A 16,247-nucleotide genomic window follows, 5' to 3' on the forward strand; every position below is an offset into this window, starting at 1 on the left:
CCCGGTCCCCGGACCGGGACCGGCGGGCTCAGCCCAGCTCGGGCCCCGGGCGCACCTCGACGGCAGGTGCGTCCGGGGCCCCGTCCAGCTCCAGCACCGTGATCTCGTTCTCCCCGGCGCGCAGCAGCGGCGCCGGGAGGTAGAGCGTGCGCTGCGGCCCCCGCTCCCAGTAGCGGCCCAGGCAGAAGCCGTTCACCCAGACGTACCCCTTGCCCCAGCCGGGCAGCGCCAGGAAGCCGTCGGCGGGCTCGGCGGCCTCCAGGACGCCCCGGTGGAAGGCCGGGCACCGCCGGTCCGCGCCCGTGCCGTACGGCACCGCGGAGACGTCGTCCAGCGGGATGGGCCAGGCCGTCACCCCGTGCAGGTACTGCCGCTCGTGCCGGACCGCAGCCACCCCCTTGGTCTCGCCGAGCAGCGGCCCGTAGCCGGTCCGCCCCATCGACTCCACCAGCAGCTCCACCGTCGCCGGTCCCGGCACCGGCACGGGGTGCTCGCGCCCCCGCTCCAGGACCGCCACCCGCTCGCCGTCCACGTACAGGTGCGCGCGGTCGCGCAGCCCGTCCACCGCCAGCGGGTACGGCTGCCGCGGCCCGGGCACGGCCAGCCGGTAGAGCACCAGCCCGTGGTCCAGGCCGAGCTCCTCGAAGGTCGGCGGGGTGCCGGAGGTGACCGGGGGCCCGGCGAGCGCGGGCAGCGCGTCGAACAGGGAGACGGACTCGGTGAGCGCGACCCGGCCCGCGGGCAGCACCGGTGGGAGCGGGGGCGGCTCGGGGAGGCCCCCGGAGACACCGCCGGGGAGGCCGCCGGGGACAGCACCGGGCACGCCGGCGGGGGCGGCGCCGTACCGGGTGAGGATCTCGCGGAAGCGCCAGAACTTCTCCGTCGGCGCGCCCCGCTCGTCGATCGGCGCGTCGTAGTCGTAGGACGTCACGACCGGCCGGTACTCGCCGTCGGCGAGCTCCCCGGCGCGGTTGGCTCCGGCGGCGGTGCCGAAGTTGGTGCCGCCGTGCGCCATGTAGAGGTTGACCGAGGCGCCCAGGGCCAGCAGCCGCTCCAGCGTGTCCGCCGCGTCCGCCGCGTCCCGCACGGTGTGCTCCCGCCCCCAGTGGTCGAACCAGCCGTTCCAGAACTCCATGCAGAACAGCGGGTCCGCGGGGCGGTGGCGGCGCAGGGCCGCGAAGGCCTCCTCCGGGCGGGAGCCGAAGTTGACCGTGGCGAGCACCCCGGGGATCGACCCGCCGGTCAGCATGTGGTCCTCCGGCCCGTCGGAGGTGAACAGCGGCACCTCCACCCCGCGCGCGACCAGCCCCTCGGCCAGGTGCCGAAGGTAGACCGCGTCGCTGCCGTAGGAGCCGTACTCGTTCTCCACCTGGACCATGATCACGTTCCCGCCGCGGGTGACCTGGTGCCGGGCGACGACCGGGACCACCGCGTCGAAGAACCGGTCCACCCGGTCCAGGTACTCCGGGTCGCGGGTGCGCACCCTCCGGCCCAGCGCCGCGGTCAGCCAGGACGGCAGCCCGCCGTTGTCCCACTCGGCGCAGATGTACGGCCCCGGCCGGACGATCGCCAGCAGGCCCGCCTCCGCCGCCGCGGACAGGAAGGCGTCCAGCTCCGCGAGCCGGCGCAGCTCGCCGGGGCGCGGCTCGTGCAGGTTCCACGGGACGTAGGTCTCCACCGTGTTCAGGCCCATCGCCCGCAGCGTGCGCAGCCGGTGCGGCCACTGCTCGGGCCGCGTCCGGAAGTAGTGCGCGGCCCCCGACAGGACGCGGAACTCCGCCCCGTCGAGCAGGAACACCCCCTCTCCGACGGTGAAATGCCGGACAGGTCGGACTTCGGTTACGATCTCCCAGGTCATAGCCGCTCAGCCTGCCGACCACGCGGGGGAGAGGCCATGGACAAACTCGGGCGGTTGTTGGACTGAAGGGCGCACACCCGGTGGCGGAGAGGTCGACGCACTGGTGGCACTACCTGACGCCCGGTCCCGCCCACCGCAGGCTCGGCCTGGTCTGCCTGGGCGTCGGCACCCAGCACGGCCGGCTGCCGACCGTCGGGCCCCGCGTGTGGGACAACCACGTGGCGGTGCTGGTCACCGAGGGCGCGGGCTGGTTCTCGCAGGCGGGCGGAGCGCCCGTCGAGGTCAGGGCTCCGGCGGTGCTCTGGCTCTTCCCCGGCGTGCCGCACCACTACGCCCCGCACGAGCAGGGGTGGTCGGAGTGGTTCGTGGACTTCGACGGGCCGGCCGTGCAGGCCTACACCGACCTCGGCTTCATCGACCCGGAGCGGCCGGTCGTGCCGCTGCGCGACGCCGAGCCCGCCCGGCACGCCATGGCGCGCATCGCCCGGGCCTGCCGGCGGGGCAGTCCCTACCTGGAGGTCGAGACCTCCGCGATGGTGCACGAGGTGCTGGTGGCCCTGCGGCGCGCGCGGGCCGACGAGGACCCGCAGGGCGAGCCGGTGCTGGAGCACCTGACCCGGGACGCCTGCCTGCCGATCCCGGTCGCCGAGCACGCCCGCAGGCTGGGCATGCCCGTAGCCGACCTGCGCCAGGTGGTGCGGCGGCTGACCGGGTGCAGCCCCAAGGACTATCTGCTGACGGTCCGGCTCAACCGGGCCAAGGAGCTGCTCTCCTCCGTCGACCTGCCGGTCGCCGCGATCGCCCGGCGGGTCGGCTACGACGACCCCGCCTACTTCACCCGGATGTTCACCCGCCGCGTCGGCCTGCCGCCGAGCGAGTTCCGCGCCCGGCAGTTCCGCGGGTTCCCGCCCGCCGCGGGCTGAGCCCGGGGGGCACCCGTCCCGCCGCCGTCCGGCACCCGTTCCGCTCTTATCCGGCGCTTATCCAGGTCGTGATGAGGTTTCGGGCGAATGCCCGGCGCGTCCCGCCGGGGGGCCGTCACGACCGGGACCCGCATAGGAGACGATGTGCTCGTGACTTCTGACAAGACCGTGCCGCCGCGGCCGCACGCGCTGCGGACGGCGCTACCCTGGGTGACGACCGTCTCCCGGCTGGTGCTGGGCGGCGTGCTGATCGTCGCGGGCTGGGGGAAGATCGGCGCGCCCGTTCTCTCCGTCCAGGCGGTCAAGGCGTACGAGCTGCTCCCCGAATCGGTCGCCACGGCGGTCGGCTACGGCCTGCCCATCGCGGAGATCGTCATCGGGGTGCTGCTGGTCCTCGGTCTGCTCACACGGGTGGCGGGCATCGTGTCCGCGCTGCTCATGCTGGCGTTCGTCATCGGCATCGCCTCCGCCTGGGCGCGGGGGCTGCGGATCGACTGCGGTTGCTTCGGCGGCGGCGGGCAGCTCGCGGCGGGCGAGAGCCCCAGCTACCTGGTGGACATCCTGCGGGACTTCGGGCTCTTCGCGCTCGGTGTGCTGATCGCCTGGGTCCCGCCCGGCCGGTTCGCGCTGGACTCCGTGCTCGGGGTGACCACGGCCCGCGGGGCCGGGACGTACGACGACGGTGACGACATCGACGAGGCAGAGGGCCGGCACCGGCCCCTGGAGGAGGAGAGCCGCTGATGGGCAAGGCCGCACGGGACCAGTCGGCCCGTGACCGGATCAAGGCGCAGCGCGAGGCGGAGCGCAGGCAGGAGCAGCGCAAGCGCGTCGCGACCATCGTGACCGTCGCGGTCGTGGCGATCGCCGCGATCGGCGCGGGAGTGTGGTTCTCCGTGCAGAGCAGCAAGCCGGAGGAGGCCACCGCGGCGCTCGCCCCGGTCGCCGTCCAGAGCGACGGGTCGGTCGTGATGGCCAAGACCGGCGTGGACAAGCCGGTGCTGGACATCTACGAGGACTTCCAGTGTCCCGTCTGCAAGGAGCTCGACGAGCTCAGCGGTCCGACCATCAAGAACCTGGCGGCCGAGGGCAAGGTCAAGGTGGTCTACCACCCGATCACGATCTTCGGTGAGGGCGTCACCCGGGACAACTCCGTGCGCGCCGGGGCGGCGGCCCGCTGCGTCACCGACGGCAGGCAGTGGATGGCCTACCACGACAAGCTCTTCGACGAGCAGCCCTCCGAGACGGTCGAGGGCTTCAAGACCGGCGACCTGGTCGCCTGGGGCAAGGAGGTCGGCGTCACCGCTCCGGACTTCGAGCAGTGCGTCACCTCCCAGAAGCACGCCCAGGCGCACATCGGCTACACGGACGCGCAGATCAAGAACGCGAACCTGCAGGGCACCCCGACCCTGAAGCTCAACGGGACCGAGCTCGGCAACACCGCGTTCAACCCGTCCGAGCTGCGCCAGGCCATCCTTGACGCCGCCAAGTAGGCCGGGACAGCCGGGACACGGTAACGTCACCTGACATGCCCCTCGCCTCGATTCCCAGCCCCTCCCAGGGGGTCTGGCACCTCTTCGGCGTGGTCCCGATCCGGGCCTACGCACTGTGCATCGTGCTCGGCGTCATCGTCGCCGTCATCATCGGCGAGCGCCGCTGGCGCGCCCGCGGCGGCGCGCCGGGCACGATCGTGGACCTCGCCGTCTGGGCCGTGCCGTTCGGCCTCGTCGGCGGGCGTCTGTACCACGTCATCACCGACTGGCACCTCTACTTCGCCGAGGACGCGCCCAACGAGCCGATCGAGGCGCTGTTCGTCTGGCAGGGCGGGCTGGGCATCTGGGGGGCCATCGCGCTCGGCGCGCTGGGCGTGTGGTTCGGCTGCCGCAGCCGGGGGATCTCCCTGTCCGCGGTGGCCGACACCGTCGCCCCCGGAATCGCCGTGGCCCAGGCCATCGGCCGCTGGGGCAACTACTTCAACCAGGAGCTGTTCGGGTCCCCGACCGACCTGCCGTGGGGCCTGGAGATCGACCCGGGCCGCCCGGGCACGGTGCCGGGGGAGGACACCTACCACCCGACGTTCCTGTACGAGTCGATCTGGGATCTGGGCCTGGCCTTCGTGCTGATCTGGGCGGGCCGGCGGTTCGCGCTCCGCCACGGGCGCGTCTTCGCGCTCTACGTGGCGGGCTACACCCTCGGCCGCTTCTGGATCGAGGGGCTGCGAGTGGACCCCGCCCACGACATCCTCGGCCTGCGGCTCAACCAGTGGACCTCGGTCGTCCTGTTCCTCGCCGCGCTGGCGTACTTCTGGTGGGCCCGGAACAAGACGACCGAGGAGTCGGTGGGGGCGGTCTCCGAGGACGGGACCGGCCCGGAGACGGCCGGCACCGGCGGTACGGCCGGGGACGCCACAGGGGACGACACAGGGGACGCCGCAGAGAACGACACAGAGAGCGCCGCTGAGGATTCCACAGGGGACGCCGCGGGGACGGCCGGACCGGTGGACCCGGCGCATCCCGCGGACGAGGCAGACGGCGACGAGCGGACCGGCCGGGCCGAGGAGCCCGGGCAGGCCGCCGGGGACGCGTCCCCGGCAGGGCCGGACGGCGCCGCCGAAGTGAAGGCCGCCGACGCGAAGGCCGCCGGCAGGGAGAAAGAGAAGTCGTGAGCGGAGACGGCTCGTCCCGGCGCGCCGAGATCCACCACGAGCACCGCGACGTCAGCGGCGGCTGGCTCCGGCCAGCGGTGTTCGGCGTGATGGACGGGCTCGTCTCGAACTTCGCCCTCATCGCGGGTGTCGCCGGAGGCACCGGCGACACCGGGGTCATCGCCCTGGCCGGGATGGCGGGACTGGCGGCCGGCGCGTTCTCCATGGCCGGAGGCGAGTACGTCTCGGTGGCCAGCCAGCGGGAGCTCGCCCTCGCCGAGATCGACGTCGAGCGCCGTGAGCTCCAGCGCCATCCCGAGGCCGAGGAGGAGGAGCTCGCGCGGATGTACGAGGCGCAGGGCGTCGAGCCGGCGCTCGCCGCCGAGGTGGCCCGGCAGGTCTCGCGCAACCCCGGCACGGCCCTGGAGGTGCACACCCGGGCCGAACTGGGCGTCATCCCGGGTGACCTGCCCTCGCCGTGGCTCGCCGCGGGCTCCTCGTTCGTCTCCTTCACCGTGGGCGCGGCCCTGCCGCTCGTGCCCTACCTGCTGGGGATCGGGAGCCTGGTGGCCTCGGCGCTGCTCTCCTGCGCGTCCCTGTTCGGCGCGGGCGTCCTCGTCTCCACGGTCACCGCGCGGAGCTGGTGGTACAGCGGGCTGCGCCAGCTCGTCGTGGGCGGGGTCGCCGCGATGCTGACGTACGCCCTGGGCAGCCTCATGGGGGGGATCGCGCTGTGACGACACCTCCCGGCGGTCGCAAACGCCGCCGCGCCTCCGGCAGGCGCGGCGGCGCCGAACGGCCCTCCTCCGAGCAGCACGCGCCGCAGGGGCAGGAGTACGCCGAGCGCCACCCGTGGGACGAGGCCGAGCCGTACCCGCCGCAGCCGTACCCGCCGCAGGAGTACGCCGGGCGGCGTGCGCCGTCCGAGCAGGCGCCGGCCGGCGGGTTCCCGGTGGACTGGTTCGCGGCGGGCCCCTCCGCCGCCGGGCCGGTCCCCTCCGGTCAGGTCCGCTCCGCCGGGGCCGCCCCGGACGAGCGGACCGGTACCGGTGAGCAGGCCGCCGCCGGACAGGACCCGGCCGGCCAGGCCGGTTCCGGACGGGCGGCGGGCAGGCGGCAGGGGGCGCGGCGCTCCTCGAGGAGGGACGCCGGGCAGGACTCCGGCCGGGAGCCCGAGCGGGGGTCCGCAGGGGACGCGGGCGCCCCCGAGACCGCCGCCGCAGGCCGGAGGAAGGCTCCGGGGGCCTCGAAGGCACGGGCCAGGGGGCGCCGGCACGGCCCCGGGCACGACACAGGGCACGAGCCGGAGGAGGAGGCGAGCATCCCCTGGCTGGCGGCGCGGGGATGGAGCGCCGCCAAGCAGAAGCGGCTGCTTGTCACAGCCTCGGTGGCGGGAGCGGTGGCCGCGATCGGCGCCTTCGTGCTCGCGGTCGAGGTGATCGGCAACGACTACGTGCCGGAACGGACCGCCGCCTCGGCCGCTGGCACCGAGCCCCGGCCGGACGCCTACCGGGGCTGGCCCTCCTCGAAGGTGTTCGAGCCGATCACGCAGCGGACGGCCGACCCCCGGCCGCTCACCGTCAAGGACGTCTTCGCCGAGAAGACCCTGACGGAGGGGAGGCTCACGCTGAAGCTCGCGGGCACCCGCCTCGACGCGGACTGCTCGGCGGCGGTGTGGGGGCAGGCGCTGACCGGGCAGCTCGCCCAGGCCGGGTGCACGCAGGCCCTCCGGGGCGCCTACGTCAGCGCCGACCGGGGCTACGTCGCCCAGTACACCCTGTTCAACCTGCGTGACACGGCCGCCGCCGACGCGCTCGTGAAGTCGCTGACCTCCCTGCACCGGGGCGGCTGGGTCCGGCCGCTGGAGTCGGCGCAGGTGGTCTTCCCGGCGGACGGGCACACCGAGGGCAGCGGCCACGCGATGGGGCACTACGCCGGCCTGGTCTGGATCGCCCGGGCCGACGGGGCCGAGCCCGGCGCGAAGGACGACTTCGTCTCCCTCGCCCTGGCCGTCAGGGGCGCGGAGAAGGCCGTGTTCCGCAGGGTCGTCGCCGCCACCCCGGGGTCGTAGCGCCGCCCGGCGCCGGTGGCGGCGGGGACCGAGGGCGGCCCCGTCCCGCACCCGGCGGGGAGCGTCCCGGCCCCGGTGCCGGGGGCGGCGCCGGGATCACCCGCACCCGTACCCGCCGGAGCGGGGAGCGCCTGCCCGGACCGCCGTCGCGCGACCCGGCCGGCGCAGTAAGCTCGGTGCCCATGCGCAAGTGGATCGCCGTCGCCGCCGCAGCCGTGCTCGCCGCCGGGGGAGCGGCCTCCTGGTGGCTGCTGCGCGAGCCGGAGGGGGTACGGCCGGCGACCTTCCGGAGCGAGCTGAGCACCGCCCACTACGACCCCATCGCCACCCGCGCGCTCGACCCGGAGCCGCTGACCACCGCCGAGATCTTCGCCGAGGGCCGGGTCGCCTCCGGCGGGGTCACCCTGGAGGGGGGGCGCCCCGAGTCCCTGGCCGACTGCGCCTCTGCCGTGTGGGGGAGCGCCGGGACGGCCGTGACCGGGTGCACCCAGGCGCTGCGGGCCGGCTACACGACCGCGGACGGCCGGATCGCCGGGCAGTTCCTCGTCTTCAACCTGCCCGACTCCGGCGCCGCCGACCGGCTCGTCACCGCGCTCTCCCGCGACGGCTTCGTACGGCCGGCGGCCGGCCTGCCCGAGGCGTTCGACGGCGCCCGCGGCTGGGCCCAGGCCCGGGCGCTGGGCCACTACGTCACCGTGAGCTGGGTCGCCCCCGTGGGGGGCGGCCGGGTCGACCTGACCCACCCGCAGCTGGCCGTCGACGGCCTCGGCCTGGCGCTCCAGCGACGACTGCTGTAGCGGGCCCGGCGAGGGCCGCCGCTTGCCCGGACGGGCCCGGCGAGGGCCGCCGCCGGCCGCCCGCCGACGGGCCCGCACCGGCTATCCCTCGGTGGCCGGTGCGGCGAGGGAGGCCGCCACGGCGGCGGGCAGGTCCGCCAGCCGGTGGGCGGGCAGTTCCAGGACGGTCGCGTCGGCGGCCCAGGGGGCGGCCTGCGCGACGACGGCCCGCGCCTGCCGCTTGGTCAGGTCTCCCCGTGCCGTGATGAGGGCCTCGCGCCAGGTGTTGGCGAGCTTGCCGTGGGCGTTGTCGAGGACGCGGCGCAGGACCCGCTCCGGCCCCTCGGAGGGGAGCGGCCGCCGTACGGCCTCGACGGTCCGGCCCGACGCCGTCAGCTCGTAGACGGCCGCGGCCGGCCCGGCGGGCGCCTCGGCGGGCGCCGCCGTCCAGGCGAGGACGCGGCGGGCCCGGGTGGCGAGCAGGAGCCGCGGGAGCAGCGCCTCCATGCCGGCCGGCACGGCGATCGCGACCTCGGCGGCCTCGGCGGCGTACGGTTTGGCGAGCCAGGTCGACAGGCGGGCCCGGGGGGTCTTCGGCAGCACGTCGCGCGGCCACTCGCCCACCAGCACCCCCGGGGCGAAGCCCTCCGGCAGCGGGCCCGGGGCCACGTCGGCGGGGCGGGACTCGACCGACTGGGGGCCGTGGGTGTAGATGGCGGCGCTGAAGGCGTCCACGCGGGCGGCGACGGCGGGCCAGGTCTTCGTCGTCGGGCGCAGGACGTACAGGTCGGCGGCCGAGCCGATGGCCTCGGCGCCGTGGTAGCGGTTGAAGTCCGGGTGGATCGCCTCGCTGACCAGGTTGAGCGCGCCCAGCGCGTGCTGCACCTTCAGTGCCAGCGCCGGGGTGTGCTCGCCGGCGCCGTACGCCAGCAGGATCCGGCTGCGCTCGCGGTCCCCGATGCCCTCCGCCGCCCGGGCCGCGAACAGGCCGATGCCCTCCGGCGTGTACGGCGGGTCGGTGAAGGCCAGGTCCGCCCAGCCGCGGACGGAGGCGGGCAGCCCCAGCCGCAGGTCGGCCCAGCGGGTGCGCACCTCCACCTCCAGCCGGTCGGCCTGCTCGGCGATGTAGGCCAGGATGCGCTCGTCGACGTCCACCACGGCGACCTCGGCCGCGGGGCACAGCAGCGCGGTCGCCAGCGAGGTCAGGTCGTGGTCGCCGACGAACAGCAGCCGGGCCCCCGGCAGCCAGAACCGGGTGTCCATCAGCAGCGCCCGCCGGACCACGGTCTCGGGGGTCGCGGCCACGTGGTCCAGCGCCTGCCGGCCCCGCGGGGCCTTGGCGACCAGCTCCTCCATCCGGGCCAGGAGGCCGGCGTGCCCGTCCAGCAGGTGCGCCACCGGGTCGGCCGGGGCGGCGGGCGCGGCGGCGAGGCCGGGGAGGGGCTCGCGGAGCCGGAACCGGTCGCCGGAGCGCTCCAGGTCGGCCGCGCGCAGCAGCGCCTCGACCGCCCGCCGCGAGGTGGCCGTCTCCCGGACCAGGTCGGCCAGGGTCCACCACCTGCCGTCGCCGAGCAGCGCCAGCGCCGTCCGCAGCCGCCTGCCGTCCACGCCCGCGCTCCGGAGCAGTTCCTCGATCCCGTCCATGCTCCAACCCTAGAGGCCCCGGCGGGAGCACCCCTCCCACCGGGGCGGGCCACGGGGGCGGGCGGGAAATCCGGCGCCGGAGGAATACGGCTCTCCGTTTTTCTCGTTGACGAAAACGGTGACCCGCATAAAACCCTGTGATAGGGGGCGGGTAGGCAGGTTTCCGGCAGGGTACGGTAACCTCTACGCACCACGCAGCAGGGCCAACGTCGTCCCTTTGCTTACTCCACACGAAGCAGAAGAAGACGACGGGAGGGATTCAATGCCTGCTGCCCGCCTCGGCTTTCCCGAGCCCCAGGGCCTGTACCACCCCGCGCACGAGCACGACGCCTGCGGTGTCGCCATGGTCGCGGACGTGGCCGGACGCCGCAGCCACGACATCGTCGCCAAGGCCCTGACGGCGCTGTGCAACCTCGACCACCGGGGAGCCCAGGGGAGCGAGCCGGACACCGGTGACGGTGCCGGCATCCTGACGCAGGTCCCCGACGGGTTCCTGCGCGCGGTGGCCGGCTTCGAGCTGCCCCCGGCGGGCTCCTACGCCGCCGGCGCGGCCTTCCTGCCGGCCGACCCCGAGACCCGCGCGGCCGCCGTGCGGCGGATCGAGGAGATCGCCGCCGAGGAGGGCCTGACCGTCCTCGGCTGGCGCGACGTCCCGGTGGACCCGGGCCTGCCGGGCCCGAGCGCCCGCGCCGTCATGCCGTTCTTCCGTCAGCTGTTCGTCTCCTCCCCGGGCGGCGAGTCCGGCCTGGAGCTGGACCGGCTGGCCTTCTGCCTGCGCAAGCGGGCCGAGCACGAGGCGGACGTCTACTTCGCCTCGCTCTCGTCGCGGACCATCGTCTACAAGGGCATGCTCACCCCCGGCCAGGTCGAGCTCTTCTTCCCCGACCTGACCGACGAGCGCTACGAGACCGCGATCTCGCTGGTCCACTCGCGCTTCTCCACCAACACGTTCCCGTCGTGGCCGCTGGCGCACCCGTACCGCTACGTCGCCCACAACGGCGAGATCAACACGGTCAAGGGCAACCGCAACTGGATGCGCGCCCGCGAGGCCATGCTGGAATCGGCGCACCTCCCCGGCGACCTGTCGCGGCTCTTCCCGATCTGCGACCCCGACGGCTCCGACACCGCCTCCTTCGACGAGGCCCTGGAGCTGCTCCACCTGGCCGGTCGGTCGCTGCCGCACGCGGTGCTGATGATGATCCCCGAGGCGTGGGAGAACCACACCGAGATGGACCCCGCGCGGCGGGCGTTCTACGAGTTCCACGCCTCGCTGATGGAGGCCTGGGACGGCCCCGCCTCGATGACCTTCTCCGACGGCACCCTGGTCGGCGCGGTCCTCGACCGCAACGGCCTGCGCCCGGGCCGGTTCTGGGTCACCGACGACGGCCTGGTCGTGCTGGCCTCCGAGGCCGGCGTGCTCGACATCGACCCCGAGCGCGTGGTCCGCAAGGGCCGCCTGCAGCCCGGCCGGATGTTCCTGGTGGACACCGCCCGCGGCAAGATCATCGAGGACGACGAGATCAAGGCGGAGCTCGCCGCCGAGCTGCCCTACGCCGAGTGGCTCCACGCCGGGCTGGTCCGCTTCGAGGAGCTGCCCGCCCGCTCCCGGGAGATCCCGACCCACGAGGCGCTGATCAAGCGGCAGCAGACCTTCGGCTACACCGAGGAGGAGCTGCGGGTCATCCTGGCGCCGATGGCGAGGACCGGCGCCGAGCCGATCGGCTCGATGGGCACCGACACCCCCGTCGCCGTGCTCAGCGAGAAGCCCCGGCTGCTGTTCGACTACTTCAGCCAGCTGTTCGCGCAGGTCACCAACCCGCCGCTGGACGCCATCCGCGAGGAGCTCGTCACCTCGCTGGCCAGCACCATCGGCCCCGAGGGCAACCTGCTCGACCCGGGCCCGGCCTCCTGCCGCCAGCTGGTCCTGCCGTACCCGGTGATCGACAACGACGAGCTCGCGAAGATCATCCACATCAACGACGAGGGCGCCCTGCCCGGCTTCCAGCCGCACGTCGTCTCCGGCCTGTACGAGGTCGCCGGCGGCGGCGAGGCGCTGCTCCACCGCCTGGAGGAGATCCGCGCCGAGGTCTCCGCCGCCATCGCCGGCGGCGCGCGGGTCATCGTGCTCTCCGACCGCGGCTCCTCCGCCGCGCTCGCCCCGATCCCGTCGCTGATGCTCACCGGCGCGGTCCACCACCACCTCATCAACGAGAAGACCCGCACCCGGGTGGGCCTGGTCGTCGAGACCGGTGAGGCGCGCGAGTGCCACCACATGGCGCTGCTCATCGGGTACGGCGCCGGCGCGGTCAACCCCTACCTCGCCATCGAGACCGTCGAGGAGATGGTCGACGCCGGCGCGCTGGACGTCGACCGGCACAAGGCCGTGCGCAACCTCATCAAGGCGTACGGCAAGGGCGTGCTGAAGATCATGTCCAAGATGGGCGTGTCCACGGTGGCCTCCTACACCGGCGCGCAGATCTTCGAGGCGCTCGGGCTCGGGCAGGAGGTCGTCGACGCCTGCTTCGCCGGGACCACCTCCCGTCTGGGCGGCGTCGGCTTCGACGTCCTGGCGCGGGAGACCGCCGAGCGGCACCGCCGGGCCTACCCGCGGGTGGCCAACGCCCACCGCCGCCTGGAGGTCGGCGGCGAGTACCAGTGGCGCCGCGAGGGCGAGCCGCACCTGTTCAACCCCGAGACCGTCTTCAAGCTGCAGCACGCCACCCGCACCCGCCGCTACGAGATCTTCAAGGAGTACACGGGCCTCGTGGACTCCCAGGCGGAGCGGCTGATGACGCTGCGCGGGCTGTTCAGGTTCAAGGAGGGCGTGCGCGAGCCGGTCCCGATCGAGGAGGTCGAGCCGGTCAGCGAGATCGTCAAGCGCTTCTCCACCGGCGCGATGTCCTACGGCTCCATCTCCGCCGAGGCGCACGAGACCCTCGCGATCGCCATGAACCGGCTGGGCGGCAAGTCCAACACCGGCGAGGGCGGCGAGGACCCCGAGCGGCTCTACGACCCCGAGCGCCGCTCGGCGATCAAGCAGGTGGCCTCCGGCCGGTTCGGCGTCACCAGCGAGTACCTGGTAAACGCCGACGACATCCAGATCAAGATGGCCCAGGGCGCCAAGCCCGGCGAGGGCGGCCAGCTGCCCGGCCACAAGGTCTACCCGTGGGTCGCCAAGACGCGGCACTCCACCCCGGGCGTCGGCCTCATCTCGCCGCCGCCGCACCACGACATCTACTCCATCGAGGACCTCGCCCAGCTCATCCACGACCTGAAGAACGCCAACCCGGCCGCCCGCGTGCACGTCAAGCTCGTGGCCGAGGTCGGCGTCGGCACGGTCGCGGCGGGCGTCAGCAAGGCCCACGCCGACGTCGTGCTCATCTCCGGCCACGACGGCGGCACCGGCGCCTCCCCGCTGACCTCGCTCAAGCACGCCGGCGCCCCCTGGGAGCTGGGCCTGGCCGAGACGCAGCAGACGCTGCTCCTCAACGGCCTGCGCGACCGCATCACCGTCCAGGTCGACGGCCAGCTCAAGACCGGCCGCGACGTGGTGATCGCCGCGCTGCTCGGCGCCGAGGAGTACGGCTTCGCCACCGCGCCGCTGGTCGTCTCCGGCTGCGTCATGATGCGCGTCTGCCACCTCGACACCTGCCCGGTCGGCGTCGCCACCCAGAACCCCGAGCTGCGCCGGCGCTTCAGCGGCAAGCCCGAGTTCGTGGTGAACTTCTTCGAGTTCGTCGCCGAGGAGATCCGCGAGTACCTCGCGCAGCTGGGCTTCCGCTCCCTGGACGAGGCCATCGGCCACGCCGAGCTGCTCGACACCGCCCGCGCCGAGCACCACTGGAAGGCCGCGGGCCTGGACCTCGCCCCGATCCTGCACCAGCCGGAGCTGCCCGCGGGCGCTGCGGTGCGCAAGGTGCGCGAGCAGGACCACGGCCTGGACGCCGCCCTGGACAACACCCTCGTCCAGCTGGCCGAGGGCGCCCTGGCGGACGGCACCCCGGTCACCCTGGACCTGCCCATCCGCAACGTCAACCGCACGGTCGGCACCATGCTCGGCCACGAGGTGACCAGGCGGTACGGCGGGGCGGGCCTGCCCGACGACACCATCGACGTGCGGTTCACCGGCTCGGCGGGCAACTCCTTCGGCGCCTTCGTCCCGCGCGGCATCACGCTGCGCCTGACCGGGGACGCCAACGACTACCTCGGCAAGGGCCTGTCCGGCGGCCGGATCACCGTGCGGCCGCACGAGGACGCCCCGCTCGACGGCCACATCATCGCCGGCAACGTCGCCCTGTACGGCGCGACCTCCGGCCGGGTCCACGTCCGCGGCGTGGCGGGCGAGCGGTTCTGCGTCCGCAACTCCGGCGCCACCGCGGTCGTCGAGGGCGTCGGCGACCACGGCTGCGAGTACATGACCGGCGGGCGGGTCGTCGTGCTCGGCCCGACCGGGCGCAACTTCGCGGCCGGCATGTCCGGCGGCATCGCCTACCTGCTCGACCTCGACCCCGCGCGGGTCAACCGCGAGATGGTGGAGATCGAGCCGCTGAGCGAGGCCGACTCCGCCGAGCTGCGCGAGCTGGTCGAGGCGCACCTGGCGGAGACCGGCTCCCCGCGGGCCAAGGAGCTGCTGACCGACTGGGACCCGGCACGCTTCAGCAAGATCATGCCGACCGACTACAAGCGGGTCCTGCGCGCCGCCGAGGCCGCACGGCTCGAGGGCAGGGACATCGACGAGGCGGTCATGACGGCCGCGGTCCAGGGATGAGGGGGGTAAACACCGATGGCTGACCCGAAGGGCTTTCTGAACCACGGGCGCGAGCTGCCGGCGCGCCGCCCGGTGGACGTGCGCATCCGCGACTGGCGGGAGGTCTACGAGGACTTCCCCGAGCGCAAGCTGACCGCGCAGGCGTCCCGCTGCATGGACTGCGGCATCCCGTTCTGCCACAACGGCTGCCCGCTGGGGAACCTCATCCCCGAGTGGAACGACCTGGTCTACCGCGACGGCTGGCGCGAGGCGATCGAGCGGCTGCACGCCACCAACAACTTCCCGGAGTTCACCGGGCGCCTGTGCCCGGCCCCGTGCGAGGCGGCGTGCGTGCTCGGCATCAACTCCGACCCGGTCGCCATCAAGCGGGTCGAGGTGGAGATCATCGACCGCGCCTTCGCCGAGGGCTGGGTCACCCCGCAGGCCCCGGCTACCAGGAGCGGCAAGCGCGTCGCGGTCGTCGGCTCGGGCCCCGCGGGCCTGGCCGCCGCCCAGCAGCTGACCCGGGCCGGGCACGACGTGGTGGTGTTCGAACGGGCCGACCGGATCGGCGGCCTGCTCCGCTACGGCATCCCCGAGTTCAAGATGGAGAAGCGGCACATCGACCGGCGGCTCGCGCAGATGCGGGCCGAGGGCACCGAGTTCCGCACCGGCGTCAACGTCGGCGTGGACGTCACCGCCGCGCGGCTGCGCGAGGAGTTCGACGCGGTCGTCCTGGCCGGCGGCGCGACCCGGTGGCGGGACCTGCCCGTCGCCGGGCGCGAGCTGAACGGCATCCACCAGGCGATGGAGTACCTGCCCCTGGCCAACAAGGTGCAGGAGGGCGACCTCGCCGACTCGCCGATCTCCGCCGCGGGCAAGCACGTCGTCGTGATCGGCGGCGGCGACACCGGTGCGGACTGCATCGGCACGGCGATCCGCCAGGGCGCCGCCTCGGTGACCCAGCTGGAGATCATGCCGCGTCCGCCGGCGTCCCGCCCGGGCAGCCAGCCGTGGCCCACGTTCCCCATCCTGTTCAAGATGGAGAGCGCCCACGAGGAGCTGGCCGACAGCCGGGGCGAGCGCGTCTACGCCGTCTCCACCACCGAGTTCGTCGGCGACGCCGCCGGCAACGTCCGGGCGCTGCGCCTGGTCGAGGTGGAGGGCCCGGCGAGCGGCTTCGCGCCGGTCCCCGGCACCGAGCGGGAGATCCCGGCCGAGCTGGTCACCCTGGCGATGGGCTTCACCGGCCCGGAGAAGGGCCCGCTCCTGACCGACCTGGCCGCCGAGGCGGGGGAGGGCTTCTACGACGCGCGGGGCAACGTCGCCCGGGACAAGGGCTACATGTCGGCCGTCGAGGGCGTGTTCGTCGCCGGAGACATGGGCCGCGGCCAGTCGCTGATCGTCTGGGCGATCGCGGAGGGCCGGTCGGCGGCCTCGGCCGTCGACCGGTACCTCACCGGCCGGACCGCGCTCCCGGTGGCGATCCCGCCCACCGCCCGCCCGCTCGTCTGAGGCTCCGCCGGCCCGTCCGGCTCTTACATTCCTTACATTCCTTACAGCCCTTACAGCCCTTACGGCCCGCCA

The 16,247-nt window shown here is 74.3% G+C and carries 11 protein-coding genes; 9 read left to right on the plus strand and 2 right to left on the minus strand.

The features are described 5' to 3' along the window. Window positions 1-28: 28 nt before the first annotated feature. A complete protein-coding gene (locus ACFOWE_RS16685; protein WP_377288645.1) occupies window positions 29-1,798 on the minus strand; it encodes a glycoside hydrolase family 35 protein in 1,770 nt (589 codons plus the stop codon). A 140-nt stretch (window positions 1,799-1,938) separates the two neighbouring features. Between ACFOWE_RS16685 and ACFOWE_RS16690 the strand changes: the two genes are divergently transcribed. From ACFOWE_RS16690 to ACFOWE_RS16720, 7 genes are all read left to right on the plus strand, one after another. Further along, on the plus strand, window positions 1,939-2,781 hold the full coding sequence (locus ACFOWE_RS16690; protein WP_377288647.1) for a helix-turn-helix transcriptional regulator: 843 nt from the start codon (window positions 1,939-1,941) through the stop codon (window positions 2,779-2,781). 150 nt (window positions 2,782-2,931) lie between these two features. Continuing rightward, the gene (locus ACFOWE_RS16695) at window positions 2,932-3,522 is read left to right on the plus strand and encodes a MauE/DoxX family redox-associated membrane protein (protein ID WP_377288649.1); all 591 of its coding nucleotides are present in this window, start codon (window positions 2,932-2,934) and stop codon (window positions 3,520-3,522) included. Further along, window positions 3,522-4,271 carry a DsbA family protein gene (locus ACFOWE_RS16700; protein ID WP_377288651.1) on the plus strand — a complete coding sequence of 250 codons (750 nt, stop codon included), beginning with the start codon at window positions 3,522-3,524 and terminating at the stop codon, window positions 4,269-4,271. The genes ACFOWE_RS16695 and ACFOWE_RS16700 overlap by 1 nt, the downstream gene beginning before the upstream one ends. Window positions 4,272-4,306: 35 nt before the next feature. Further along, window positions 4,307-5,443 carry a prolipoprotein diacylglyceryl transferase gene (gene lgt, locus ACFOWE_RS16705; protein ID WP_377288653.1) on the plus strand — a complete coding sequence of 379 codons (1,137 nt, stop codon included), beginning with the start codon at window positions 4,307-4,309 and terminating at the stop codon, window positions 5,441-5,443. Beyond that, window positions 5,440-6,159 carry a VIT1/CCC1 transporter family protein gene (locus ACFOWE_RS16710; RefSeq protein WP_377288655.1) on the plus strand — a complete coding sequence of 240 codons (720 nt, stop codon included), beginning with the start codon at window positions 5,440-5,442 and terminating at the stop codon, window positions 6,157-6,159. Before lgt ends, ACFOWE_RS16710 begins: the two co-directional genes overlap by 4 nt. Next, a complete protein-coding gene (locus ACFOWE_RS16715; RefSeq protein ID WP_377288657.1) occupies window positions 6,156-7,493 on the plus strand; it encodes a hypothetical protein in 1,338 nt (445 codons plus the stop codon). Before ACFOWE_RS16710 ends, ACFOWE_RS16715 begins: the two co-directional genes overlap by 4 nt. A gap of 182 nt (window positions 7,494-7,675) precedes the next feature. After that, a complete protein-coding gene (locus ACFOWE_RS16720) occupies window positions 7,676-8,290 on the plus strand; it encodes a hypothetical protein (protein ID WP_377288659.1) in 615 nt (204 codons plus the stop codon). An 81-nt stretch (window positions 8,291-8,371) separates the two neighbouring features. Here ACFOWE_RS16720 and ACFOWE_RS16725 read toward each other — a convergent pair whose 3' ends face one another. Then, on the minus strand, window positions 8,372-9,913 hold the full coding sequence (locus ACFOWE_RS16725; protein WP_377288661.1) for a bis-aminopropyl spermidine synthase family protein: 1,542 nt from the start codon (window positions 9,911-9,913) through the stop codon (window positions 8,372-8,374). Between the two features lie 262 nt (window positions 9,914-10,175). On the opposite strand from ACFOWE_RS16725, the gene gltB reads away from it, so the two are divergent. After that, window positions 10,176-14,681 carry a glutamate synthase large subunit gene (gene gltB, locus ACFOWE_RS16730; RefSeq protein WP_377288663.1) on the plus strand — a complete coding sequence of 1,502 codons (4,506 nt, stop codon included), beginning with the start codon at window positions 10,176-10,178 and terminating at the stop codon, window positions 14,679-14,681. A gap of 15 nt (window positions 14,682-14,696) precedes the next feature. Continuing rightward, window positions 14,697-16,175, plus strand: a complete 1,479-nt coding sequence (locus ACFOWE_RS16735) for a glutamate synthase subunit beta (RefSeq protein WP_377288665.1) — start codon at window positions 14,697-14,699, stop codon at window positions 16,173-16,175. The last annotated feature ends 72 nt before the right edge of the window (window positions 16,176-16,247 follow it).

The sequence above is a fragment of the Planomonospora corallina genome, from assembly GCF_042650625.1.
Lineage (GTDB): Bacteria > Actinomycetota > Actinomycetes > Streptosporangiales > Streptosporangiaceae > Planomonospora_B > Planomonospora_B corallina.

Bases quoted from the DNA above. Each gene is read 5' to 3' on its own strand.
- ACFOWE_RS16700 (WP_377288651.1), top strand. From the start codon at position 3,522: ATGGGCAAGGCCGCACGGGACCAGTCGGCCCGTGACCGGATCAAGGCG.
- ACFOWE_RS16720 (WP_377288659.1), top strand. From the start codon at position 7,676: ATGCGCAAGTGGATCGCCGTCGCCGCCGCAGCCGTGCTCGCCGCCGGG.
- lgt (WP_377288653.1), top strand. From the start codon at position 4,307: ATGCCCCTCGCCTCGATTCCCAGCCCCTCCCAGGGGGTCTGGCACCTC.
- ACFOWE_RS16735 (WP_377288665.1), top strand. From the start codon at position 14,697: ATGGCTGACCCGAAGGGCTTTCTGAACCACGGGCGCGAGCTGCCGGCG.
- gltB (WP_377288663.1), top strand. From the start codon at position 10,176: ATGCCTGCTGCCCGCCTCGGCTTTCCCGAGCCCCAGGGCCTGTACCAC.
- ACFOWE_RS16725 (WP_377288661.1), bottom strand. From the start codon at position 9,913: ATGGACGGGATCGAGGAACTGCTCCGGAGCGCGGGCGTGGACGGCAGG.